Raw genomic sequence first — 21,770 nt, forward strand, 5'->3', positions numbered from 1 at the left:
GAAAATCTTCACGAGCCTGTCCAGCCCCGCTGGAAGGTTTCCGAGTAGCTGAAGCGTTCGGCGGGATGAATGCTGATCGCCACCTCGACAATCTCGCCGCGCCGGTTCAGATAGCGGCGGCAGAGCCACAGTGCGGGCGATTTCGCTTTGGCGTTGACGATGCCGGCAATCGAAGCGGGCAGGGCGACCGCGCGGATTTCCTGTTGCACCTGCGCGATCTGTTCGCCGAACTGCCGCTCGATCATGGTGTAGATCGGCGTGTGCGGTTCGTCGGCTACACCGGTGAGCGAGCGGAACGCGGGCTGGATGTAGACCTCGGTATGGCAGATCGGATCGGCGCTCTCGGGCGAACGGCGCACGCCTTCGAGCCGCAACCAGGTTTCGCCGGGCTTCGCCTGCAACATGGCGCAGAGCGCCGGATCGGCGAGTTCGACGGTTTCCTGCTTCAGCAACTGCAGCACCGTGTCCGCCGTGTAGCGGTGCAAGTCGCTCAATTGCTGCATGACCTGCCGGTAGCCGCCTTCCGCGCTGGATGCCTTCACGGTCGTGCCGACACCGGCCTGGCGCACCACCATACCCAGTTGCACGAGCTGCTTGACCGCTTCGCGCACGGTCGAGCGGCTCGCGCCGAACTGCTCGCACAGTTCGAATTCGGTGGGAATGGTGGAGCCGACCGGAAACCGGCCGCTCTGTATTTCGTTGATAAGCGTCTGCGCCAGCTGCATGTAGCGCGGTTGCTGACCGAGCACGTTGACCATATTTTTAACGCACGATGATGGATTGACGATAGGGCTCGCCGGTATCGTTTCATCGTATGTCGCCAATACGGTCATTGCACGACACCGCTCTCACGCAAGCCGGCGATTCGATCAGCATCGTAACCGAGTTCGGCCAGCAGTCTGGCGTTGTCTTGCCCCAGTTCCGGCGCGGCGCGCATCGGCAGCGGTTCGTCGACGCGCACCGGCGCCGCCACGCCGCGTATCTTGCCGAAGCGCGGGTGTTCGGCATTCACGACGTTTTGCCGTTCGGCGACGAACGGATTGTCGAGCGCTTCCTTGATGTCGTAGACCGGCGCGGCCGGCACGCGGCCACCCAGACGGGCAAGCCACTCGGCGGTGGTCGCCGTGGACAGCGCGGCGTCGAGTTCGCGCTCCACGAGGTCGCGATTGGCGAGCCGCGCCTTGAAATTGCAGAAGCGTTCGTCGTTGATCCACGAGGGTTTATCGAGAATTTCAGCCAGTACGCTCCAGAACTTTTCCTTGTTGCACATCAGGAAGATCCAGCCGTCCTTCGTTTTGTACAACTGGCTCGGCGTAAGCGATGGGTGGGCCGAGCGGCGATCGCGGCCGGTAACGACGTCGCCGTTCAGATACCACGTCGCCACGTAGGCGAGGTTGTGCAGCGCGACGTCGAAAAGGCTCGTGTCGATATCGCGACCGATGCCCGTTGCGCGTGCCTGCACGATGCCGGCGAGCAGGGCCATCGCCGCGGTGGTGCCGGTCATCAGGTCGATGATCGAGAGGCCGAAACGGGCCGGCGGCGAATCCGGCTCGCCGGTCACGGACAGATAACCGGCTTCGGCCTGCATCAGATAATCGTAGCCGGGCCACGACGCACGGCTGCCCGTGCGGCCATAGGCCGACAGATGCGCGCAGACGATGGCCGGATTCGCGTCCTTCATCTGCTCGTAGGTCAGGCCGAGCTTGACCGGCAGATCGCCGCGCAGATTGTTGAATACGGCGTCGGCGGTTTTCACGAGGTCCAGCAGCACCTCACGCGCTTCGGGCCGTTTCAGATCGAGCGTCAGGCTGCACTTGTTGCGATTGAAGGCTTCGAAGAAATGGCTGTCGCCCTCGCCGAAAAAATGCGGGCCCACGTTGCGGCCCACGTCGCCGCCTTCGCGGAAATTCTCGATCTTGATGATCTCCGCGCCGAGATCGGCGAGATGCTGCGTGGCGAACGGCCCCGCACCGTATTGTTCGATGGCGACGATACGCACGCCGGAAAGTGGCAAGCTCATGCGGGATTCCTCGCAATCAGCATCTTCGCGATGATGAGACGCTGCATTTCGTTGGTGCCTTCGCCGATGGTCAGCAGCGGCGCGTCGCGATACAGCCGCTCGACGTTGTATTCCTTCGAGTAACCGTACGCGCCGTGAATGCGCATCGCTTCCATGCTGTTTTCCACGGCGGCCTCGGTGGCGAAGTACTTCGCCATGCCGGCTTCCATATCGCAGCGTTGGCCCTTGTCGTAGGCACGCGCGGCCGAATCGGTCAGTAGACGCGCCGCTTCGACGCGGGTCGCCATTTCGCCGAGCTTCAGCGCAATGGCCTGATGCTCGCAGATGGGTTTGCCGAAGGTCTTGCGTTGCTGGGAATAAGCCACCGCTTCGTCGAGTGCGGCCTGCGCGACACCCACGCCACGCGCGGCCACGTTGATACGGCCCAGTTCGAGCCCGCTCAGAATCTGCTTGAGGCCGAGCCCTTCGACCCCGCCGATCACGCGCGACACCGGCACGCGAAAATCCGTGAACGTGAGTTCGCAGGTATCGATGCCCTTATAGCCGAGTTTTTCCAGCTGACGGCTCACCTCGAAGCCGGGGCCTTTTTCCACGATCAGCAGACTCATGCCTTTATGGCGAGGCTGCGCGTCCGGATCGGTTTTCACCAGCAGCGCGAGGATGTTGCCGTACTTGCTATTGGTGATCCACGTCTTGTTGCCGTTCACCACGTACACGTCGCCCTCGCGGCGCGCCACCGTGCGAATCGCCTGCAGGTCGGTGCCGCAATCCGGCTCCGTCAGCCCGATACCGCCGCGTAATTCACCGCTCGCCATACGCGGCAGAAACTCGCGCTTCTGTTCTTCGGTGCCGTTGCGCTGGATCGTCATCGCCATGATGAGATGCGAGTTGATGATGCCGCTCACCGACATCCACACCGCCGAAATGCGATCGACGATTTTGGCGTAGGTGGCTGTCGACAGGCCGAGTCCGCCGTATTCGGTTGCGATCAGGCAGCCGAACAGCCCCATGTCCTTCATTTTCTCGACGATCTCATGCGGGTATTCGTCCTTCGCGTCCAGATCGTGCACGTACGGCTTCACTTCGGTTTTGAGGAAGCGGTCCAGCATGTCGAGAATCAGCGTTTCGTTCTCGGCATAGTCGCTGGCGTCCGTTTGATGATCGATGTCGATCGTAGCCATCACTTCTCCTGGTATCACGTGTTCGGTGTGGGTCGAATCAGCGCGCGGCGCTCAAGGTGGCGGCGAGTGCCCGCGCGGGTTGACGGTCGAGCGAGAGCACGGCCTCGCAAATCCGCTCGGCCTGGTCGCGCGACACGCCGCGCTGCGCGTTGTCGAAAAACTTCGCGACGATGTCGTCGTTGCTGAGCGGTTTGTCGGCCGAGCCGCGATTGATCGCCTCGCGGTGCGCGAGACGCCGGCCGTCGCGCGTATGAACGATCACTTCGCCGCTGTAGTGGCGCGGATAAGTCGATTCGGGATCGGCCACGTGGACGACACGGGCCGCCAGCGCGCGAATCTGTTCGTCGGCGAGCGCGGCGGGTTCGAGGTCGTCGAGCACGAAACGTCCGCGCAGCAGACCCGTGGCGACGATGTACGGAATGCTGAATTGCGCGTCGTAGCTATTCGACGGCTTCTGCTTGTTTTCAACCGGCTCGCAGATAATCGGAATCGTCGCGCCCGGCACCAGCACTTCGACGCGTTCGATCTCGTCGGCGCGCAAGCCGTGCTGGCGATGCAAGGCAATCGCGGCGTCGGACGACGCGTGCGTGAAATGGCACGCGGGAATCGGCTTGAGCGCGACGCCGTCGATCTCCCACGTTTCGCCCAGTCCGCTGGTGGCGAGCGCGAGATTGGCCGCGTCGATCGGCGTTTTCAGATAGAGCGCGTAGAGGCCGAAGCGTCCCTCGTAAGGCGCGCCCGGACCGACGTAGCCGTGTTTGGCGAGCGTCGCCGCCGTGGTGCCGGCCACCGCCGCCCAGCCGGGATGCAGGCGTTTGGTCCACGCGCCGTCCTGCAGGAATTCGAGGCTGCCCGACGCCATTGACAATGCAATGCCTTGCGCGTGTTGCGCGGCCTGTTCGTCGAGGCCGAGCAGGCGCGCGGCCGCCAGCGAGCAGCCGAACGCGGCGGCGAGGCCGGTCGGATGAAAACCCGCGTTGTGAAAGCCACTGGCCGCCGCCGCGCCGACGCGCGTCGATACTTCCATGGCGCACAGGTAGGCGGTGAGCAGGTCCGCGCCGCTGGCGTTTTCCCGTTCGGCGAGGTTGAACGCGCAGGGCAGTGCGCTGGCCGTGGAGTGAATCACGCCGCGTGCGTGGGTGTCGTCGAAATCGAGGCTATGAATCAGGAGGCCGTTGAGCAGCATGGCGTCGCGCAAGGCGAGTGTCTGCCGGTGGCCGAACACCGTCGCTTCGCCGCTGCCGAGTTCCTGCATCGCGGCGAGAGTCGACGTGGCATAGGGCAGATCGAGCGTGGCGCAGGCGAGGCCGATGCTGTCGAGCATCAGGTGTTTGGCCCGCTCGCGTACGGACTGCGGCACGTCGTCGAGTTCGAGTGAGGTCGTGAACGCGGCGAGTTGCTGCGAGATCGTCCGGGTGTGCTGCTGGATATCGGTGCGGGCATTCATCGTGCGATTCCCTGTTGATTGAGCGACAAGTCGTTGGTCGCGACTTCTTCATCAGGCGAAATGTCTTCGAGTGAAAACTGGTTCGCGTCGACCCCGAGGCGCAACACCGCGACGATCAGCAGAAGCAGCACGCCCGACACCATCGCGAGCACGCCGAACAGGCCGAAATGCGCGAACAGCACCACGGCGGCATACGACGTCAGCATCGACGCGATACGTCCGCATACGCCCGCCACGCCGGTGCCGCGCAAACGCAGCGCCGTGGGGAAGAGTTCCGGCACATAGCCGAACAGACCGAGCGTGACGATGCCGAAAATGCAGCTGACGAGCGTGAAGCCGACCACCGCGATAGCCGCGTTGGCGGTCATCTGCGGATAGATGAAGCCGAGCAGGATGGCGAGTGCGCTGTACATCACGAGGCCCTTGGCGCGTCCCAGACGGTCGGCCGTCAGATAGCCGAGCACGGCGCCGAACGGCGCACCGAGCGACATCAGGGTCGTGAAGCCGAGCGAGGTCACGACGTCGCGGCCTTCGTGCACGAAGAAGGTGGGCAGCCATGCGACAAATCCGTACACCGAAACATTCACTGCGATGGCCGTGAGCGCGGCAGTCAGGGTGCGGCCCAGCATGCCGGGACGGAACAGAGCGCTGATCGGCACGCGCGGCACTTCGAGGTCTTGCGTGCGGGCGCATTCCGGCAACGGTCCTTTTTCGCGCGCCACTTCGGCCTCGATCGCGCTGACGGTTTCTTCGGCTTCCTGTGACCGGCCGACCGATTCCAGCCAGCGCGGCGATTCCGGCATACGGTGACGCAGAATCCACACGAGCAGGGCGCCGATGCCCGCGATGCCGAACATCCAGCGCCAGCCGAGATGCGGGATGACCACGTAGCCCACGCTCGTCGCAATCACGAGCCCCGAATTGACGATGAGACCCAGCAGCGACACCCAGCGTCCGCGATAACCGGGCGGAATGAATTCGCACAAGGTGCCGGCCGCGACCACGAGTTCCGCGCCGAGTCCGATGCCCATCAGAAAGCGTGCGCCGATCAGCCACTGGATCGTCGGCGCGAATGCGGCGACGAACGACATCACGCCGAACAGCGCGAGATTGAACTGATACGACGAGCGGCGTCCGAAGCGGTCGCCGAGATAGCCGGACAGTCCCGCGCCGATCACCATGCCGAAGAAACCCGACGAGACGAACAGGGCGTTGAGTTGCAGCGTCGAAAAGCCGGTTTTCAGCATGGCTGCCGCGACGCCGCCGGCGAGATAGATATCGAAGGCGTCGAGGCAGGCGCCGGCACTGATGAGTCCGAGGATCTTCCAGTGAAAACGCGACATCGGCAGCCGGTCGAGGCGAGCGCCTGAGCTTACGTAGTTACGCACAGTTGTCTCCGGTACTGTGGCAGTGGACGGATCGCCTGCCGCTCTGTCCGGCGGTTGTAGCGGCGATCCAGCATGAGACCGGCGCGCGGCCGGCCCGGTGGAACTCAGTCTTCGGCGGTGCCGTGTCCGCGTTTGGCGATCAGCGCCGAGCGGATGAAGTCCAGCACTGGCGTGCCGTCCTGCTTGAACGCGCGGGTGTGCACCGTGACGATGCCTTGCGTCGGGCGCGATTTCGATTCGCGCACTTCGAGCACTTCCGATTCCGCGTAGAGCGTGTCGCCCACGAAAACCGGACCCGTCAGGCGGATTTCCTTCCAGCCCAGATTGGCGATGGCTTTGCCGCTCACGTCGTTGACCGACATGCCGAGCACGATCGCGACCGTCAGCCCGCTGTTCACCAGCAACTGGCCGAACTCGCTCTTCGACGCGTGGTGCGCGTCGCAATGCATCGGATGGAAGTTCATCGTCAGCAGGGAGAACTGGATGTTGTCGGCTTCCGTGATGGTGCGGCCGGGGCGATGCTCGTAGATGTCGCCCAACGTGAAGTCTTCCAGATAGCGCCCGTAGCTGGCGCGGTAACGCTGCTTGCCCACTCTGTCCGAATGCATCGCAATCCCTCTGTCTTAAAGGTTTGTTTGTACGGACAAAGTATCGATCTGGGCTGGGGACGAGTCAAGCGTGAGGGGATCGGGTAAAACCCTTGGGGCGGGCATTGCGGGACCGGCAGCTGTCGGTCCCGCAACGTTGGCTTATTGCGGACGGAGCAGGGCGCGGGCGCGCGCCAGCAGGGACTCGATCGAAAACGGTTTGGTGAGCATGTGCATGCCCGGATCGAGGAAACCGTCCGACGCCGCTTCTTCGGCGTAGCCGGTCACGAACAGCACCGGCAGAGTGGGCCGGCCGACGCGTGCTGCTTCCGCCATCTGCCGGCCGTTGAGGCCCGGCAGTCGCACATCGGTAACGAGCAGATCGACGCGGGCGTCGGACTTCAGGATGGCCAGCCCGGCAGCCCCGTCTTGCGCGACGATTGCTTCGTATCCCGAACTTTCGAAAAGTTCTGTGAGGAGCTGGCGAATGGTTTCGTCGTCGTCGACCACCAGAACGGTTTCTCCACGCCCTTCGGCCAGCTCGCCGATCTGCGGATTCGCGTGACGCTGGGCGCGGTTCGCAATGGCCGTCTCCGGCAGGAACAGCGAGACCGTCGTGCCTTTGCCGACCGAGCTTTCTATCGTCACGAAGCCGCCGGACTGCCGCACGAAACCGTGAACCATCGACAGGCCGAGCCCGGTGCCGCGACCGAGCGGCTTGGTCGTGAAGAACGGTTCGAATACCTGGCTCGCAATCTCCGGCGCCATGCCGAAACCGCTGTCCGACACCGCGATCCTGACGTAGCGGCCGGCCTGTGCGCCGTCGTAAGACAGCGCCTCTTTTTCGCCAATCGATATCAGCGACGCCGCGACGGCGAGGGTGCCGCCGTCCGGCATGGCGTCGCAGGCGTTGATCGAAAGATTGAGCAACGCGCTCTCGAGCTGGTTCGTATCGCAGCGAACCATGCAGGCTTGCGTGTCGACGGAAAACGAAACCTGGACGTTCTTGCTGGCGGTCTGGCGGATCAGGTCTTCGATAGACGGCACGAGTTCGCGCACATCGACGGAGCGGGGCGCAAGCGGCTGCTTTCTGGAGAAGGCGAGCAGGCGGTGCGTGAGCGCCGCGGCACGACGCGCGGACGACACCGCCATGCCGATGAAGCGATCGACTTCGCCGGCCCGGCCGCGGGCCATGAGGTGCGGGATCAATTCCAGCGGGCCGATCACGCCTTGCAGCATGTTGTTGAAATCGTGCGCAATGCCGCCGGTCAGATGGCCGACCGCTTCCATCTTCTGGCTTTGCCGCAGTTGCTGCTCGAGTTCGCGCTGCGACGTCATGTCGATACCGACACCCGTTCGCCGCACCGGCACACCGTTTTCGTTGAAGTAGGTGTGGCCACGCGACAGCACGAAGCGCACCGAGCCGTCCGGATGGCAGATGCGATATTCGAGTTCAAGATCGCCGCTGTGCAGCAGACCGCCGGACATCGTGTTGCGCAGCGAGTCGCGGTCGTCCGGATGAACGTTCGCGAGGAACTGGTCGCGCCGGATGCCGTTGGCGGCCTGCGCGGCGTCGATCGCGTAAAGCTCCGAGATGGCTGCGTCGCAGAAGAACGAGTCGCTCGATACTTCGTAGGTCCATACGCCGACGCCGCTGACGGCGGACAACGCAAGGCGGGCGAAGTCGCGCGAGTCGTCGAGCGCCAGTTGACGCTGGCGTTCGTCGGTGATGTCGCGGGCCGCGCCGAACAGCTGTCCGCGCACGTGAGTCATCGACCAGCTCAGCAGGCGGTAGCTACCGTCGGATGCCAGAAAGGCAGCTTCGAAGTCGGCGCTTGCGCCAGCTTCGGTCAGCGTGGCCAGTGCCGCCTCGATCGACGCCGCGCCGGCCGCGTCGGCGAAAGCGGCCAGATGGGCGCCGATCGAGCGCGTGGCGTCGAAGCCGAGTGTGCGCGTCCAGGTCGGATTGACGTCCGTGACCACGCCTTGCCGGTCGACGATGGCGAGCAGGTCGCGACTGACGTACCACGCGACGCCGCGATCGGGATGGTCCGGGCGCGACTCAGGCGCGGCGCCGGCGGCGGATTGGCTTTGATCTGTCATCTGGAAGGCAAAAAACGGTAGCGGGGTGTTGATCCGGGCCGACGGCCGAGGCAGAAAGTTTCCGGATTTTAGACGCTTCGACTAATGGCAGTCGCTCTGGAACCAGAGATCGACCTGGCGCTGCGCCGCCTGCAGGTCCTCGGGATAGTGCGGGTCGAACCATCTCGACGGGTCGTAGCCCGCCTTGCGCAAGGCCGCGAGTTCGCTGCCGTTTCGTTGCGGCGTCGGCGGTGCGTTGTTTCTGAGCGCGGCCAGGTCCTGACATTGCGTCGGGCTCAGATGCGCCGCGCCCGGCGGCGAATCTGCTACGGCGCACGCGGCGAGCGTCAGCGCGACGGAGATCGAAAGCGCGGACCATTTCATCATGGAAGTCTTCATGCGATGCCTCGACGGAGTGATCCCGACTGAACCGGCCGATGTCCGCCCAAGACGCCGCTGACAGGCTGCGGCACGGCGTTCGCGAGAATTGCGCCGCCGACGAAGAAAGACACCAGTTGCAGCCGAGCCATTGTCGAAGCCTCCTTTATTGGGTGACGTCCATCATGATGCAGGAATGTGGGCGTGTGGTGATGGCGAGCGTTGCGGCGGATTGTGGCTACACATGGGATGCGGGCCGGTTTGGGCGTGCTGGAGCGGACTTTACAGCTTGGCCCAGTATAAACAAATTGGTGATAATTTATATTATGTCAAATGAGATATGCGGCTGCTTAAGCCATGAACGTCGCCATCCCACTACGGCGCCGCCTTCTCGATCAACCGTTGCAGTCCGCTCAACGAGCGTTCATCCAGCGGATGCATTTCACACCCCACGCGTGTCCATCCGCGCTGCCGGTCTTCGTCGATCCAGCGAACGTTGAACGTGACCGCCACCACCGTTTCGTCTTCGTCGATCAGCGCCGACTGCAGCCATCCGGCCACCGTCTCGCCGTGCGAGAAAACGCCGTTCCTCGCGTACAGCAACGCACCATGCGGACTCAGGTCGGCAACCCGGGCGAGCCCCTTGCCGTCCTTGTTCAGAAGCAACGGCGGGAACAACATCGGTGTTCGCACCTCCCGCCGCAAATCCATTCCGCTTGCCATGGTTGTTATCCCGTTTGCGATCGTTACTGTACGGATGTGCGCCCGCAGGCACCTCGCCGGTCGATGCGAAACCGCCGCGACGCTTGAAGCTGAGGATCGGAGCCGATCGTACATGAAGTGTTTAAATCGTAGCGCGAGTGTATCTGGCCCGCTGCTCGTTGACCACTCTCGGACGGCGTCCCGAAGGGTCGATTTGGGCGGGTCTGTGCGCTATGCAGCACGTTTTGGCAGTTTGTTCAGTCGGGGCTTAAATGCGCCCGGCACGAGCGACACGAGCGATACGAGCGTCGCTACCGCGCGGCGAGCGTCAGCGCGTCGAAAAGCTTGTAAGCGGGCGCGGCCAGGGTTTCCGGCGGACGCGAGACGAGTTTCAGCTCACGGCTGGACCATTGTTCGTCGAGTTCGACGACGGAAAACGGCAAGGTGGTGCGCAACCGGCGAGTGGTCGATTCGGGCACGATCGAAACGCCGACACCCGCGGCCACCATATGACAGACCGCTTCGAAGCTCTCGACCTGAGTGCGCAACTGGATGCTCTGGCCGAGCAGCAGCGCGGTTTTCGATACGTATTGCTGGTGCGACGAGCGCTCGTTCAGGCCGATGTAATTCCACTCCAGCACCTGATGGAAACGGATCGCGCGCTCACGCGAAAGCGGATGTTCGTCCGGAACGATCACGACGAAGCGGTCGTCGCGAAACGGTATTACCGCGAGTTTGCGTGTGTTCACGAGCCCCACGATGATGCCGAGATCGGCACTGCCCTCGTCCACCGCGCGCACGGTTTCCGGACTGGTGTGCTCCTGCACGTCGACGTTGATCCTCGGGTTGTCCGCGAGAAATCGCGCGAGCAACGCGGGCAGAAATTCGTGGATGGCATTCGTGTTGGCATAGAGCCGGATGTTGCCGCGCATGCCCTCGCCGAACTGCGAGAGGTCGTGACGCAGCTTCGTCGTTTCGCGCAGCATCGAGATCGTGTGCTGTAGAAACACCTCGCCGGCCGGTGTCAATTCGACGCCCCGGCTATGGCGCGACAATAGCGTGGCGCCGACGGATTCCTCCAGCGCGCGAATCCGCGCGCTCGCCGCTGCAACCGCGATCGGCACGCTCTCCGCCGCTTTGGTGATGTTCCCGTAAGCGGCGACCGCCGCAAAAAGCCTCAAATCGATCAGATCGAACCGCATCGTGTCTCCATCGTCATGCCGGCGGGTCTTCTTTTGCTTCTCTGGCTAGTGCTCGCGCAAGCCCGCATCGCGGCGACGTTAACACACGGCGCATGAGCGCATGATCGAAACGGGCACGCGCACCGACACGCAGGCGCCGCTGCTTCCAGCGTTCGCGAACGGCGAATGCTCACTCAACCAAATAGCGACGCGGCCCCCGATCATCGCGCGCAGAATAGCCTTCATCGTTTGAAGCAAAGTCCGTATCACGGGTTTCGAATCGACAATGAGGAGACTGATCTGATGGCATGGAAAACCATGGCACGTGTTGCCGATATGCCGACCGGCACCGTCAAGGCGTGCCGCATCGAAAATATTCCGGTTGCGCTGTACAACCTGGACGGCGAGTTCTTCGCCACTCACGATATCTGCACGCATGCTCATGCGTGTCTGTCCGACGGCTACTTCGAAGACGGCAAGATCGAATGTCCGCTGCATCAGGGCGTATTCGACGTGCGCACCGGCAAGGCCGTGTCGGGCCCCGTGGACGTCGATCTGCAGACGTTCGCCGTGCGCGTCGAAGGCGATGAGGTGCTCGTCGATGTCGAATGAGGCGAAGCGCGCCCTCCCCAGCCGGATTTCATGCTGTTGCAATCATGAGGTGACGACCGGGGTGACGATATGAGCCAACGAATCGTCATCGTCGGCGCCGGTCAGGCCGGCGCGCGAACGGCGGCCGCATTGCGTCGCCTGGACGACACCGCCGAGATCACCCTGCTCGGTGAGGAACAGGATCTGCCGTACGAGCGGCCGCCGTTGTCGAAAGACATACTCAATGGCGCCGCGCCGTCGAAGGCGACTATTTTTCCCCATGCATGGTACGAAGAACATCGGATCGCGCTGCGCTCCGGCGTGCGTGTCGCCGCCTTCGACTCGCGGACAAAGCGGCTCTCGCTCGGCGACGGCGAGTCCCTCCCCTATGACGACCTCGTGCTCGCCACAGGCGTGCGACCGCGTTTGCTCGACGTGCCGGGCGCGACGCTCGACGGCGTGCTGACGTTGCGCACGATCGGCGACAGCACGGCGCTCTCGGCGCGGCTGACGGCCGGCGCCAGAGTCGTCGTGATCGGTGGAGGTTTTCTCGGACTGGAAATCGCGGCGACCGCCGTCGCCAGACAGTGCGCCGTGACCGTGATCGAAAGCGGCAGTGAACTGTTGCCGCGTATTTTCGGCGGCTTCCTCGGCCGGTATCTGTCTGACCTGCATCGTGAAAACCGGGTCGATGTACGCACTGGTGCGACCGTTGCCGCGCTCGAAGGACACACCGCCGTCGAAGCTGTCCGGCTCGCCGACGGCAGCCTGCTCGCGGCCGACGTCGTCGTGGTAGCGATCGGTGCGGTCGCGAACGACGAACTGGCGCGCGCGGCGGGCGCCGAATGCGCGGACGGCGTGCTGGTCGATGCGCAGGCCCGCACGTCGCTGCCGTCGGTCTACGCGATCGGCGACGTTGCGCGTCAACGCGTGCATCGTCTGGGCGAATCGGTGCGCGTCGAGTCGTGGGAAAACGCGGAGCTGCAGGCTCAGATCGTCGCGAACACGATGACGGGTACCGCACCGGCCGCCGATGCCGCGCCGTGGTTCTGGACCGACCAGTACGACCGCAACATCCAGATGCTGGGCGGCCGTGAGGCCGACGACCTCATCGTGATGCGAGGCGAAGCCGGCGCGCCTTCATGGTGTGCGTTTTTCGTCGCCGACGGCGCGATTCGCGGCGCGGTGCTGGTGAACGCGGGCCGCGAGCGTCGCCATGTCAAACGGCTGATCGACACCCGGCAGCGCATCGACTGCGCGGAAATCGGCAACGCGCAACGGCCGCTTGCCAGTCTGACGGCTCACTGACACCACGACTGCATTCGCACGGCACGTACGGATGCGGTTCGTCCTACATTTCTGATAACTGGAGACGAAGCATGGAGACCGAAATCAAATGGGCCCGACGCGATGCGCCCACCGCCGACGCGAGCGATCGCACCAAACCCGATTATGTCTGGCCCGACGGCGGCTGCTCGCGCATTCCGTTCTGGGTCTACACGGACGACGAAATCTATCGACGCGAACAGGAGCGCATTTTTCGCGGGCCGAACTGGGCCTATGTCGCGCTCGAATGCGAGATTCCGAATCCGGGCGACTTCAAGCGCAGCTTCGTCGGCGATCTGCCGATCGTCGTAGTTCGCGACACCGACGGCAGCGTCAATGCCTTCAGCAATAGTTGCGCGCATCGCGGCGTGGCGTTCTGCCAGAGCGAGCACGGCAACACGAAATCGTTCACCTGCCCGTATCACCACTGGAGCTACGACCTGAAGGGCAACGTCACCGGCCTGCCCTTTCGCCGCGGCTACAAAGGCAAGGGCGGCATGCCGGCGGACTTCGATATCAGCCAGCATCGCGCGCAACCGCTCGCGGTCACGGTGCGTAACGGGGCGATTTTCGCTTCGTTCGATCAGAGCGTCGAACCGTTCGAAGCGTATCTCGGCCCGCGCATGCTCTCCTACTTCGACCGCGTGTTCGACGGACGCAAGCTCGAACTGCTCGGCTACATGCGGCAGCGGATCGACGGCAACTGGAAGTTCATGTTCGAAAACCTGAAGGACCCGTATCACGCCAGCCTTCTGCACGTCTTTTTCGTGACGTTCGGCCTCTTCCGGATGGATGCGGAGTCGGCGATCGAGATGGACGAAACCGGACGCCACGGCGCCATGATCAACCGGCGCGGCGGCAAACTCGACGAAGTGGCCGCGCACGAAATGCGGCAAACCTTGCGCAGCGATATGCAACTGAAGGACACGCGCGTGCTCGATCTGATCCGCGAATATCCCGGCGACGTCACCGCGGTGATGTGCACCTTCTGGCCTAATCTCATCATCCAGCAGCAATCGAACACGCTGGCAATGCGACACCTGGTTCCGCGCGGGCCTGGCAGCCACGATCTGCACTGGACGTTTTTCGGTTATTCGGACGACACCCCCGAGATGCGCGCCCATCGCATCCGCCAGGCCAATCTGATGGGTCCCGCGGGCTTCGTATCGGTCGACGACAGCGAGGTCATGGTGATGTCGCAGGAAGGCGTGACGCCCTACAACGACCGCGCGGGCGTGGCCGAGATGGCCGGACGCACGGTCGAAGATCACGACCATACGATTACCGAGGTGGCCGTGCGCGGCCTGTATCAACACTATCGCAAGGTGATGGGATTATGAGTACCTTGACGCAACAACGCGTGCCGGCCGTTTCAGCGGACGTACGCTTCGGCATCATGGACCTGTACGCCGAGAACAGCGCGGCGCTCGACGAGGGCCGCTACGAAGACTGGGCCAGTTGTTTTACCGCGCAAGCCGAGTATCGCCTCACGACTAGAGAGAACTACGATCGCGGATTGCCGATCGCCATCATTTACTGCGACGGCCGGGGCATGATCGACGATCGCGCATTCACGACGGCGCAAACGACGATCTCGCAGCCGCGCGCGCTGCGCCACATCGTCAGCGGCATGTCGGTGAAAGCGGATGGCGACAGCTATCGCGTAGGCGCGGATTTTTTGATCCTGCAAACCCTGTCCGACAGAATGACGGAAGTGGTGATGTCGGGGCGGTATATCGACCGTGTAGTGATCGAGGGCGAGCGGTTCATGTTCGCAAGCCGCATCTGCGTAACGGATACGCTGCTCTATCCGACTTCGGTCGTAGCACCCGTCTGATCGTGCAAAGGGGCGCATCGAGCGCCCCTTTTCTATCGCTGATGTAACGTGATTTAGAAGAAGTGGTTCATACCGAACGAAACACCTGTCTGCTTCTCATGCAATGACGGATTCAACGTTGCATTGGTCACGTAGCCGCCGGTGAAATGCGTGTAGTCGACGTCGGCATAAAGCTCGGTACTCTTCGAGAGCGAATAACTGATGCCGAGAATGGCGACATCTTTTCTGCCGTCCACACCGCTCGTCGAGTTCTTGTTGTCGTAATACGCGCCCGTCACGTTGAAGACCGAGGTCGCGTGGTAGCGAAAACCACCCCACATGTACTGATTGCGCGTCTCGCCGTGTACCGTCGACGGCACGGATTGTGTCGCCAGCGAATAGCCGCCCATGACTTCGACCGGACCAAGCGTGACTTCGCCGCCCGCCGTGTACTGGTTATTGGCGAAATACGTGTTCGAGGTAGCCGAAAAAGGATTCGAGCGGCGCGTATAGCCCGCGCCGAATTTGAAGAGTTTGGTGTGGTAGTTGAAGCCGCCCGCATACATGGTGCCGCTTTCGAGACTGCCGGCCACGCCGCCTGGTGCGTAGACCGCGCGCGCCGTCCACGGGCCGAAGTCGCCGTGATAGTGGATGGCGTTGTCGTCCCGGCCACTCGTGCCACCCGAGATCGCCGCCGCTTCGGTAATGCCCAGATAGTGCAGGTCGAACGGCTCGAAGTCCTTGATCAACCTGTGTTGCAAGGTGAACTGGTGGCCGACGTTGACCTGCCCGAACGGACCGCCCAGGCCGATGGTCGACGTACGCTGGAACAACTGGTTAGTGGTACTGCTGTTTGCGCCGGTCGAGAGAATGTAGCCTGCTTCCAGATTGAAGCGCACGTAGTAACCGCCGCCCAGATCCTCGACGCCGAGAAAGCCCCAGCGATTCGATTTATAGACGCCGTTGGACGCCATCGTCAAAGCTGCTCCACCCGCCTTCGTACCGTTCACGACATTGCGCAGACCGCCGTCCAGCGAGCCGTACAAGGTGACGCTGCTTTGCGCATGCGCTGCGCCGCTCGACAGCCCCACGACGGTCACCGCGGCCAACGAGCGCTTGAGACCGAACCTGCGCGTACCGCGACCTGCCTCTCCAAACTTGAACATATCTCCTCCATTGAAATAATTGAATGTGTTGCGCGCGGGATGCGCGTATGCCGCGCATCCCGCTGTCTGAGTTCGCGCGCTCGCCTCTGTCTGCCGCGGAGGTGATTCAGCAGGTCGCGCGCGCCGGCTGGCTCGACCGCCGGTCAGAATTGCGTGCGCAGGCCGCCGCCGATCGTGGTGCCGCTCGACATCCTGGTGGCGCGATCGGACAGCACCGCCGCGTAGACATCGGTGCGTTTGGACAGCGGGTAGTCATACGAGAGTGCCCACGTGTTGCGATAAACCGAGCTATGGCCGGAACTCTTCGAATACGCGTCCGAGCCGAGAATCCTGCCGACGCCGACCGGAATCGTGAAACCGATCTGGCCAGTGTCGACGCCCACGTCGCCGGTCGAGATCGAATCCCAGATGTGCTGGTACTGCCCGAAAAGCTTCACGTAGTTCAGGTCGTACGACACACCGAGGTTCGCCACCGACTGCGTGGTCAGGTTCGGCAGCACGGTGCCGAGGTCGCCGGCGTTCAGGCTGTACTTGATCTGCTGGTACACGAACGAGGTGGCAAAGCCGCCGTTGTTGTACGAAACCTGGCCGGTCCACTTGTTCTGGCCCAGATGGCCGGGATCGCCGCCGAACGAATACATGGCGCGCCCGACAAGGCCGTTGTACGACGGCGAGGCGTAGTACACCGAGTTCCACCACTCGCCCGCATTGCCGAATACACCCTGCCCGTTCACGCCCACGTAGCTGTGCAGCACGATCGGCGAAAACACGAACGAATTGAAGAACGGGTTGAACGTGATGGTCGAAAACCACAGCAAAGGCGGAATCAGACCGGCCGTTGCCGTGCCGTACGGGCCCGTCAAGCCCACGTAAGCGTTACGCGAGAACAGGCCGTCGTGCGGAAAACCGGTGCGTCCCATCGCGCCGGTCTGGATATTGAAGTAGCCCTCGAGGTCGAAAACGACCTTCGTGCCGCCGCCCAGGTCTTCCGTCCCACGCATGCCGAAATACGGCGCCGTCATACCGCCGTTGCCGGCAATGACCGTCGACTGGCCGTTCAACGGCTTCTTGTACGCGACGAATGCGTCGAGCAATCCGTAAAGCTGCACGCTGGACTGCGCGTGCGCCGCTTGTGCGAACAGCGCCGCGCCGATGGCGAGGGCTTTCAACCCCAATCTGATTTTCATCTTTGTCTCCTGCTTTTCCAGACCCGTGACGTGTGGCTGCGAAGCGGGTTATCGACGCAGATGCCAGCCTGTGCCGAATCATGCTCCGAGAGCTTTCTCTATTTATTGATACGGATAACGAAATAAATAGTCGGGAGAAAGTCGCTTTTTCGACGACCTTCCCGGATATTCAGATCAATTTCAAACAAGCGTGAGCGGGCAGCCCCCCGCTTCTTCGTTTGCGGCTACGCCCGTTTTTGCGCGTGCGACGGCGCGGCCGACGAGGTACTCGTCGGTGTCTGTTTCGAGCACAACAGCGAATGCAGTATCACCAGCGTGAGGCCGCCCGAAATCACCGGCTGCTGGAGTACGAGTTGGAGCATCAGCGGCATGGCATGAATCACTTCGGGCGTAATGAACAGTCCGCCGAGCCCGACAAGAAACGCGAGCCCCGACGCGATCAGACGGCGGTCGTCCCACTCCACCTGCGCGAGAATATGCACACCATGCATGAAGACGATCCCGAACAGCAGCGTCGCGGCCGCCGAAATCACGGGAATCGGCACCACGACGAGCAGCATGTCGAACTTCACGCAGCCGCCCAGCACGATCAGCAGAATGCCCGCCGCCAGCGTGACATAGCGTGAGCCGACGCGGGTTGCACGCAGAATGCCGATGTTGTCCGGATAAGCGATCGTGCTGAAACCACCCCACATGGCCGCGACCACCGAACCGAGCGCGACGCCGAACAGGCCCTCGGACATACGGCCCGGACTCAGCGACTCGTTACCCCATTCGGCGACCGTCTGATACAGAGCCATCGAACCCATGCCGGCCGGAATCAGGACCAGCAGAAACACGGCGACGAGATCGGGCCGCACGCCGAAGCCGAACGGAAAGACGTGGGGTTCGACGACGAGTGGCGCCGCGGCCACCGCCGCGAACGAAACCGGCTGGAACAGCGTGTAGGCGAGCGTGCCGAGCGCCAGGCCAACCAGGATCGCCACGCGGCGCAAGCGCCGGCCGCCCCACAACATCGCAAACACGATGCCGGCCACAGCGACCGCGCCCGAAAGCAGGTTCACGACCGGAAAACCGGGGCTTTTCGTGCCGCCGATCCAGGTCGGCAGCGCGACGCTCGCAATCTGCACGACGATCAGCATCACCATCATTCCGGAAATGATCGGCATGCGCAGATGCCGCGCGAACATGCCGGCTACGCTGCGTCCGCGAATCGGCACCGTGAGCAGACACCAGATCAGCGAAGCGGCAAAGAAGGAACCGAAGGCGGTGCCCAGCCCGCCCGCCTGCAGATGCCCGACCGTCAGCAACGCGCCGAAGCTGCCCGCGTACGGCCCTTGCACGACCGGCAGACGCAACAGGAGCACCGATTGCAGGATCGTGATGATCCCGCAAGCCATGAACGTCATTCCATACAGATAGGCGATTTGCGGATCGGACAGATGGAACGCGCGACCCAGGATGCCCGGGAACACGAACATGCCCGTCATGCCGAAAACGTTTTGCAGCGCCAGCACGGCGAGTTGCGCAAGCGGCAACCGTTCGTTGATTCCGACATCGAACACACGTGCCGGCGGATTGGCTCCGACGGCTTCGCGGTTTGAAGCGCCAGTTTTCGGCATGTCTGTGCTCAAGGTGTGATCCATTTGACCAGGTCGAAACGCTATCCGGTGACGCGAACCGTGCGCGTCACCCCTGCCTGCTTCATGCCCTGCCGCATGTAGTACGCTGCACGTCGCAGGAAATCCGCCGTTTGTTCAGTGATCCTCAGTTGTCGAGTGGAATGCCCTTTGTTTCCGGACCGAACCAGATCGACACCATCCCGACGATGAACAGCAGCGACACGGCCGCCGACGCAGCGGGAAACGAGCCGAACTTCGCGACGACCGCGTTGCCGGCGATCGGCCCGATACTGGTGAGCGCGCGAGCCATGTTCCAGCAGAAGCCCTGCCCTGTCGCACGAACGCGGGTGGGAAAGAGTTCGGGCAGATACGCGGCGAAGGTGCCGAATGCGCCGATGACGAAGTAGCCGTACACCGGCATCAGCCACAGGACGCCGCCGATGTCGTGCACCGTCATGAACAGCACGAGCGACACCACCAGCGAGCCCGCCGAGAAGATGAAGTAAGACATGCGCCGGCCGAGTGCGTCGAGCATCCAGATCAGCGTCAGATAGCCGAGCGTCGCGCCGATCATCATCAGAATGAAGGCGTAGCTGACCGTTTTGCCGACGTCGCGATGACTGTCTGCCACTGCCGACAGTTGATGGATCCAGCTCGGCAGAAACGTGAGGCCGCCCCAGCATCCGAGCATGGCCGCCGACGAGACGATCACGCCGATGATGGTCTTGCGGCGTAATCCCGGCGCGAAGATGGCGGTGAAAGTTTGCATGGCCGTTTCGGCGAGAACGCTGTCGCGCACCTGCACCCAGCGCTGCGGTTCGGGCACGAAACGGCGCACTACGATCGTCACGAGCGCGGGCGCGGCGCCCACGCCGAGTACGACGCGCCAGCCGAAGCTGCCGAGCAGCAGATTGTCGAGCGCGGCGGCCAGAAAGCCGAACGCGAACGCCATCTGCATGATCTGCATGGCGCGGGCACGTTGCCGCCCGGGCCACGATTCGGCGACGAGCGCGGCGCCCGCCGCCCATTCGCCGCCGATCCCGAAGCCCGCCATGGCCTGCGCGGCGGCAAGCTGGGGCCACGTTTTGGCGAATGCGCTCAGCAGCGTGAAAGCCGCGTAGATGAGGATGGTCCAGCCCATGACGCGCGAGCGGCCGAACCGGTCGGCTGCGACGCCGAACAGCACGCCGCCGATGCCCCAGGTGAGCAGCTTGCCCGCAATGATGTAGCTGCCGATCTTGCTGATTTCGGCTGCGTCCGTGCTGTGCAGCAACTGGCTGACGCTCGGCACCAGCACGAGCGTGAAGAGATTCAGGTCCATCGAATCGAACATCCAGCCGAGGAACGCTGAAATCAGCGCCAGCCACTGGTATCGCGACAACCTGAATGCCTGAGGTTCGGCCGAACTCACCGACGCCGCCTTGGCGCCCTGCGATGTGCCCATTGTTCCCGTCTCCTGTTTTCACCGCGTAAGCGAGCGACTTTGTGCGATACGGGTCATGTCGCCCGCTTTCGTCATTTGGCGCAGTATAGCGTAATGCAATTAGATTGCAATACAGATTATTGTATTACGGTCTGATGCGTAGCGGGAGATGACGACGCGCAGCGCCGAGGGAAAAGATCGGGTGAAGAAGCATAAGCGCCAGGCAGCGCTCACGCCGGAACGCTGGAACGCGCGCCTTGCGCGCCAATCGGCGCAGTGAAATGGGACACGCACCGTCGGCCTCGACGTCTTTATACAGATGACGGCGGCAGACGGCGCGTGCGCGGCGATCAGCTCAGTTGAGGTTCGCCCGCGAGTACTTCGACCGCCAGTTTCTCGGCCTGCTCGACATGCCGCTTGCATGCCGCGGCGGCAGCTTCGGCGTCGTTGCGCATGACGGCGTCGACGATCGTCGCGATTTCGTCGTAGCTCTGCACGAGCCGGCCTTTCTGCGACAGCGTCGTGGCGCGCAGCATCATCACGCGCGTGTGGACGAGGCGCAGCATCTCGGTCAGCACTGGATTGCCCGCGCCTTCGAGCATCACGTCGTAAAACTGGGCCTTCTGTTTCAGGAACAGCATCGTGCCCTCCTGACCTTCCGAGTCGCGCAGCAGGGCAAGCTGGTTCAGCGCCTGTTTCAGCGCAAGCCGCTGTTCCTGCGTCGCGCGCTCGGTGAACTGGCGGCCCGCCAAAGCTTCCAGCACCGCGCGCACTTCATAGAGACCGCGCGCTTCGTCGCCCGTCATGACGGAAACAATCGGACCTTTGTGCGGAATGATCTGCACGAGCCCTTCAGCCACCAGTTGGCTGAGCGCCTCGCGGACGAGCGTGCGGCTCACGCCGAGCATTTCGCACAGTTCGCGTTCGATCAGCCGGTCGCCCGGTTTGAAGGTGAGATCGCTGATACACGCACGCAATCCGTCGATCACCTGCTGGCGCAGCGTCGCCACAGGTCGCACTACCAGTCTGTTGGTATTCATTCCATCCCTTTGCCGTAAGAATTAAGGAGCCACGCCAAAACTTCGTAATACAATCATATTGACATTGTGTGGCGAAGCTCCGATACTGCCTCTCATTATACAATCCTACAACAGCTGGTTGAACCAAAGGATAGACATGGAAGACATCACGCTATCGGAACGCCGTGCCATCGGCGCAAAGATCCGCAAAGAGGTGCTCGGCGCGAGCCATACGCAGAGCAATGCCAGTCCCCACCTGTTCGATACCGTGTTCCTCGAGTACACGGAAGACGTCTGCTGGGGCAACGTCTGGAACCGCGAGGGCCTGACCCGCGCCACCCGCAGCATGCTGAATCTCGCCATGCTGGCCTCGCTCGGCCGCTGGCACGAGTTCGAGGTGCATACGCGCGGCGCAGTCAACAATGGTGTGACGGAAGAGGAAATCGCAGAAGTGGTGTTGCAGGCTGGGGTTTACGCGGGTATTCCGGTCGCCGCCGAAGGGCTGCGCCGTGCCAAAGCGGTCGTACTGGAACTGAAAGCAAAAGCCGCCGCGGCCTGACAGGGCTCGCGATTCGTCATCCTGATCCGGGCAAATATGCCTGGTGGTCCTGAGGGTCGCGGACGCTGCGCACTGCGGATCGTCAACCCGGCAAC

General features: G+C 62.9%; 20 protein-coding genes. 5 read left to right on the forward strand and 15 right to left on the reverse strand.

Annotated features, from left to right (window positions below):
* Nucleotides 1–8: 8 nt before the first annotated feature.
* The 10 genes from P3T18_RS23850 to P3T18_RS23895 form a co-directional block, all read right to left on the reverse strand.
* On the reverse strand, nucleotides 9–758 hold the full coding sequence (locus P3T18_RS23850; RefSeq protein ID WP_429302423.1) for a GntR family transcriptional regulator: 750 nt from the start codon (nucleotides 756–758) through the stop codon (nucleotides 9–11).
* Between the two features lie 71 nt (nucleotides 759–829).
* Nucleotides 830–2,020 carry a CaiB/BaiF CoA transferase family protein gene (locus tag P3T18_RS23855; RefSeq protein ID WP_429302424.1) on the reverse strand — a complete coding sequence of 397 codons (1,191 nt, stop codon included), beginning with the start codon at nucleotides 2,018–2,020 and terminating at the stop codon, nucleotides 830–832.
* Nucleotides 2,017–3,201: an acyl-CoA dehydrogenase family protein gene (locus P3T18_RS23860; RefSeq protein ID WP_429302425.1), complete on the reverse strand. Its 1,185-nt coding sequence runs from the start codon at nucleotides 3,199–3,201 to the stop codon at nucleotides 2,017–2,019. Before P3T18_RS23860 ends, P3T18_RS23855 begins: the two co-directional genes overlap by 4 nt.
* A gap of 37 nt (nucleotides 3,202–3,238) precedes the next feature.
* Nucleotides 3,239–4,648, reverse strand: coding sequence for an MmgE/PrpD family protein (locus tag P3T18_RS23865; protein WP_429302426.1), 1,410 nt, complete (start codon nucleotides 4,646–4,648; stop codon nucleotides 3,239–3,241).
* Nucleotides 4,645–5,991 (reverse strand): MFS transporter, encoded by a 1,347-nt coding sequence (locus P3T18_RS23870; RefSeq protein WP_429302551.1) that lies wholly within the window; start codon nucleotides 5,989–5,991, stop codon nucleotides 4,645–4,647. The genes P3T18_RS23865 and P3T18_RS23870 overlap by 4 nt, the downstream gene beginning before the upstream one ends.
* 149 nt (nucleotides 5,992–6,140) lie before the next feature.
* Nucleotides 6,141–6,644 carry a MaoC family dehydratase gene (locus tag P3T18_RS23875; protein WP_429302427.1) on the reverse strand — a complete coding sequence of 168 codons (504 nt, stop codon included), beginning with the start codon at nucleotides 6,642–6,644 and terminating at the stop codon, nucleotides 6,141–6,143.
* A 141-nt stretch (nucleotides 6,645–6,785) separates the two neighbouring features.
* Entirely contained in the window at nucleotides 6,786–8,726 is a 1,941-nt protein-coding gene (locus tag P3T18_RS23880) for a response regulator (protein WP_429302428.1), read from the reverse strand.
* Between the two features lie 81 nt (nucleotides 8,727–8,807).
* On the reverse strand, nucleotides 8,808–9,104 hold the full coding sequence (locus tag P3T18_RS23885) for a DUF4148 domain-containing protein (RefSeq protein ID WP_429302429.1): 297 nt from the start codon (nucleotides 9,102–9,104) through the stop codon (nucleotides 8,808–8,810).
* 354 nt (nucleotides 9,105–9,458) lie between these two features.
* A complete protein-coding gene (locus P3T18_RS23890; RefSeq protein WP_429302430.1) occupies nucleotides 9,459–9,920 on the reverse strand; it encodes a PilZ domain-containing protein in 462 nt (153 codons plus the stop codon).
* A gap of 176 nt (nucleotides 9,921–10,096) precedes the next feature.
* Nucleotides 10,097–10,987: a LysR family transcriptional regulator gene (locus P3T18_RS23895; RefSeq protein ID WP_429302431.1), complete on the reverse strand. Its 891-nt coding sequence runs from the start codon at nucleotides 10,985–10,987 to the stop codon at nucleotides 10,097–10,099.
* Nucleotides 10,988–11,269: 282 nt separating this feature from the next.
* Between P3T18_RS23895 and P3T18_RS23900 the strand changes: the two genes are divergently transcribed.
* The 4 genes from P3T18_RS23900 to P3T18_RS23915 all read left to right on the forward strand — a co-directional run bounded on the left by P3T18_RS23900 (nucleotide 11,270) and on the right by P3T18_RS23915 (nucleotide 14,720).
* Complete coding sequence (locus P3T18_RS23900; RefSeq protein ID WP_429302432.1) at nucleotides 11,270–11,578, forward strand: non-heme iron oxygenase ferredoxin subunit; 309 nt, start codon at nucleotides 11,270–11,272, stop codon at nucleotides 11,576–11,578.
* A gap of 69 nt (nucleotides 11,579–11,647) precedes the next feature.
* Nucleotides 11,648–12,865, forward strand: coding sequence for an NAD(P)/FAD-dependent oxidoreductase (locus P3T18_RS23905; RefSeq protein ID WP_429302433.1), 1,218 nt, complete (start codon nucleotides 11,648–11,650; stop codon nucleotides 12,863–12,865).
* Nucleotides 12,866–12,936: 71 nt separating this feature from the next.
* Nucleotides 12,937–14,223, forward strand: coding sequence for an aromatic ring-hydroxylating dioxygenase subunit alpha (locus P3T18_RS23910; RefSeq protein WP_429302434.1), 1,287 nt, complete (start codon nucleotides 12,937–12,939; stop codon nucleotides 14,221–14,223).
* Nucleotides 14,220–14,720, forward strand: coding sequence for an aromatic-ring-hydroxylating dioxygenase subunit beta (locus P3T18_RS23915; protein ID WP_429302435.1), 501 nt, complete (start codon nucleotides 14,220–14,222; stop codon nucleotides 14,718–14,720). Before P3T18_RS23910 ends, P3T18_RS23915 begins: the two co-directional genes overlap by 4 nt.
* Nucleotides 14,721–14,773: 53 nt before the next feature.
* On the opposite strand, the gene P3T18_RS23920 is transcribed toward P3T18_RS23915, so the two are convergent.
* The 5 genes from P3T18_RS23920 to P3T18_RS23940 form a co-directional block, all read right to left on the reverse strand.
* Nucleotides 14,774–15,865 (reverse strand): porin, encoded by a 1,092-nt coding sequence (locus tag P3T18_RS23920; RefSeq protein ID WP_429302436.1) that lies wholly within the window; start codon nucleotides 15,863–15,865, stop codon nucleotides 14,774–14,776.
* 143 nt (nucleotides 15,866–16,008) lie between these two features.
* Nucleotides 16,009–17,052, reverse strand: a complete 1,044-nt coding sequence (locus P3T18_RS23925; RefSeq protein WP_429302437.1) for a porin — start codon at nucleotides 17,050–17,052, stop codon at nucleotides 16,009–16,011.
* 224 nt (nucleotides 17,053–17,276) lie between these two features.
* Nucleotides 17,277–18,674, reverse strand: coding sequence for a uracil-xanthine permease family protein (locus P3T18_RS23930; protein ID WP_429302438.1), 1,398 nt, complete (start codon nucleotides 18,672–18,674; stop codon nucleotides 17,277–17,279).
* Between the two features lie 145 nt (nucleotides 18,675–18,819).
* Nucleotides 18,820–20,118: an MFS transporter gene (locus P3T18_RS23935; protein WP_429302439.1), complete on the reverse strand. Its 1,299-nt coding sequence runs from the start codon at nucleotides 20,116–20,118 to the stop codon at nucleotides 18,820–18,822.
* A 329-nt stretch (nucleotides 20,119–20,447) separates the two neighbouring features.
* Nucleotides 20,448–21,137 (reverse strand): GntR family transcriptional regulator, encoded by a 690-nt coding sequence (locus P3T18_RS23940; RefSeq protein ID WP_429302440.1) that lies wholly within the window; start codon nucleotides 21,135–21,137, stop codon nucleotides 20,448–20,450.
* A 136-nt stretch (nucleotides 21,138–21,273) separates the two neighbouring features.
* Here P3T18_RS23940 and P3T18_RS23945 point away from each other — a divergent pair, with 136 nt between their 5' ends.
* Complete coding sequence (locus P3T18_RS23945; RefSeq protein ID WP_429302441.1) at nucleotides 21,274–21,675, forward strand: carboxymuconolactone decarboxylase family protein; 402 nt, start codon at nucleotides 21,274–21,276, stop codon at nucleotides 21,673–21,675.
* Nucleotides 21,676–21,770: the final 95 nt, after the last annotated feature.

Source organism: Paraburkholderia sp. GAS199, assembly GCF_050436585.1.
Classification (GTDB): domain Bacteria; phylum Pseudomonadota; class Gammaproteobacteria; order Burkholderiales; family Burkholderiaceae; genus Paraburkholderia.

Excerpts from the sequence above, each read along its gene's own strand:
- P3T18_RS23855 (WP_429302424.1), bottom strand. The coding sequence starts at position 2,020 with ATGAGCTTGCCACTTTCCGGCGTGCGTATCGTCGCCATCGAACAATAC.
- P3T18_RS23945 (WP_429302441.1), top strand. The coding sequence starts at position 21,274 with ATGGAAGACATCACGCTATCGGAACGCCGTGCCATCGGCGCAAAGATC.
- P3T18_RS23915 (WP_429302435.1), top strand. The coding sequence starts at position 14,220 with ATGAGTACCTTGACGCAACAACGCGTGCCGGCCGTTTCAGCGGACGTA.
- P3T18_RS23940 (WP_429302440.1), bottom strand. The coding sequence starts at position 21,137 with ATGAATACCAACAGACTGGTAGTGCGACCTGTGGCGACGCTGCGCCAG.
- P3T18_RS23900 (WP_429302432.1), top strand. The coding sequence starts at position 11,270 with ATGGCATGGAAAACCATGGCACGTGTTGCCGATATGCCGACCGGCACC.
- P3T18_RS23885 (WP_429302429.1), bottom strand. The coding sequence starts at position 9,104 with ATGAAGACTTCCATGATGAAATGGTCCGCGCTTTCGATCTCCGTCGCG.
- P3T18_RS23880 (WP_429302428.1), bottom strand. The coding sequence starts at position 8,726 with ATGACAGATCAAAGCCAATCCGCCGCCGGCGCCGCGCCTGAGTCGCGC.
- P3T18_RS23905 (WP_429302433.1), top strand. The coding sequence starts at position 11,648 with ATGAGCCAACGAATCGTCATCGTCGGCGCCGGTCAGGCCGGCGCGCGA.
- P3T18_RS23860 (WP_429302425.1), bottom strand. The coding sequence starts at position 3,201 with ATGGCTACGATCGACATCGATCATCAAACGGACGCCAGCGACTATGCC.
- P3T18_RS23850 (WP_429302423.1), bottom strand. The coding sequence starts at position 758 with ATGGTCAACGTGCTCGGTCAGCAACCGCGCTACATGCAGCTGGCGCAG.
- P3T18_RS23920 (WP_429302436.1), bottom strand. The coding sequence starts at position 15,865 with ATGTTCAAGTTTGGAGAGGCAGGTCGCGGTACGCGCAGGTTCGGTCTC.
- P3T18_RS23895 (WP_429302431.1), bottom strand. The coding sequence starts at position 10,987 with ATGCGGTTCGATCTGATCGATTTGAGGCTTTTTGCGGCGGTCGCCGCT.
- P3T18_RS23930 (WP_429302438.1), bottom strand. The coding sequence starts at position 18,674 with ATGCCGAAAACTGGCGCTTCAAACCGCGAAGCCGTCGGAGCCAATCCG.
- P3T18_RS23925 (WP_429302437.1), bottom strand. The coding sequence starts at position 17,052 with ATGAAAATCAGATTGGGGTTGAAAGCCCTCGCCATCGGCGCGGCGCTG.
- P3T18_RS23875 (WP_429302427.1), bottom strand. The coding sequence starts at position 6,644 with ATGCATTCGGACAGAGTGGGCAAGCAGCGTTACCGCGCCAGCTACGGG.
- P3T18_RS23890 (WP_429302430.1), bottom strand. The coding sequence starts at position 9,920 with ATGTACGATCGGCTCCGATCCTCAGCTTCAAGCGTCGCGGCGGTTTCG.
- P3T18_RS23865 (WP_429302426.1), bottom strand. The coding sequence starts at position 4,648 with ATGAATGCCCGCACCGATATCCAGCAGCACACCCGGACGATCTCGCAG.
- P3T18_RS23935 (WP_429302439.1), bottom strand. The coding sequence starts at position 20,118 with ATGGGCACATCGCAGGGCGCCAAGGCGGCGTCGGTGAGTTCGGCCGAA.
- P3T18_RS23870 (WP_429302551.1), bottom strand. The coding sequence starts at position 5,991 with ATGTCGCGTTTTCACTGGAAGATCCTCGGACTCATCAGTGCCGGCGCC.
- P3T18_RS23910 (WP_429302434.1), top strand. The coding sequence starts at position 12,937 with ATGGAGACCGAAATCAAATGGGCCCGACGCGATGCGCCCACCGCCGAC.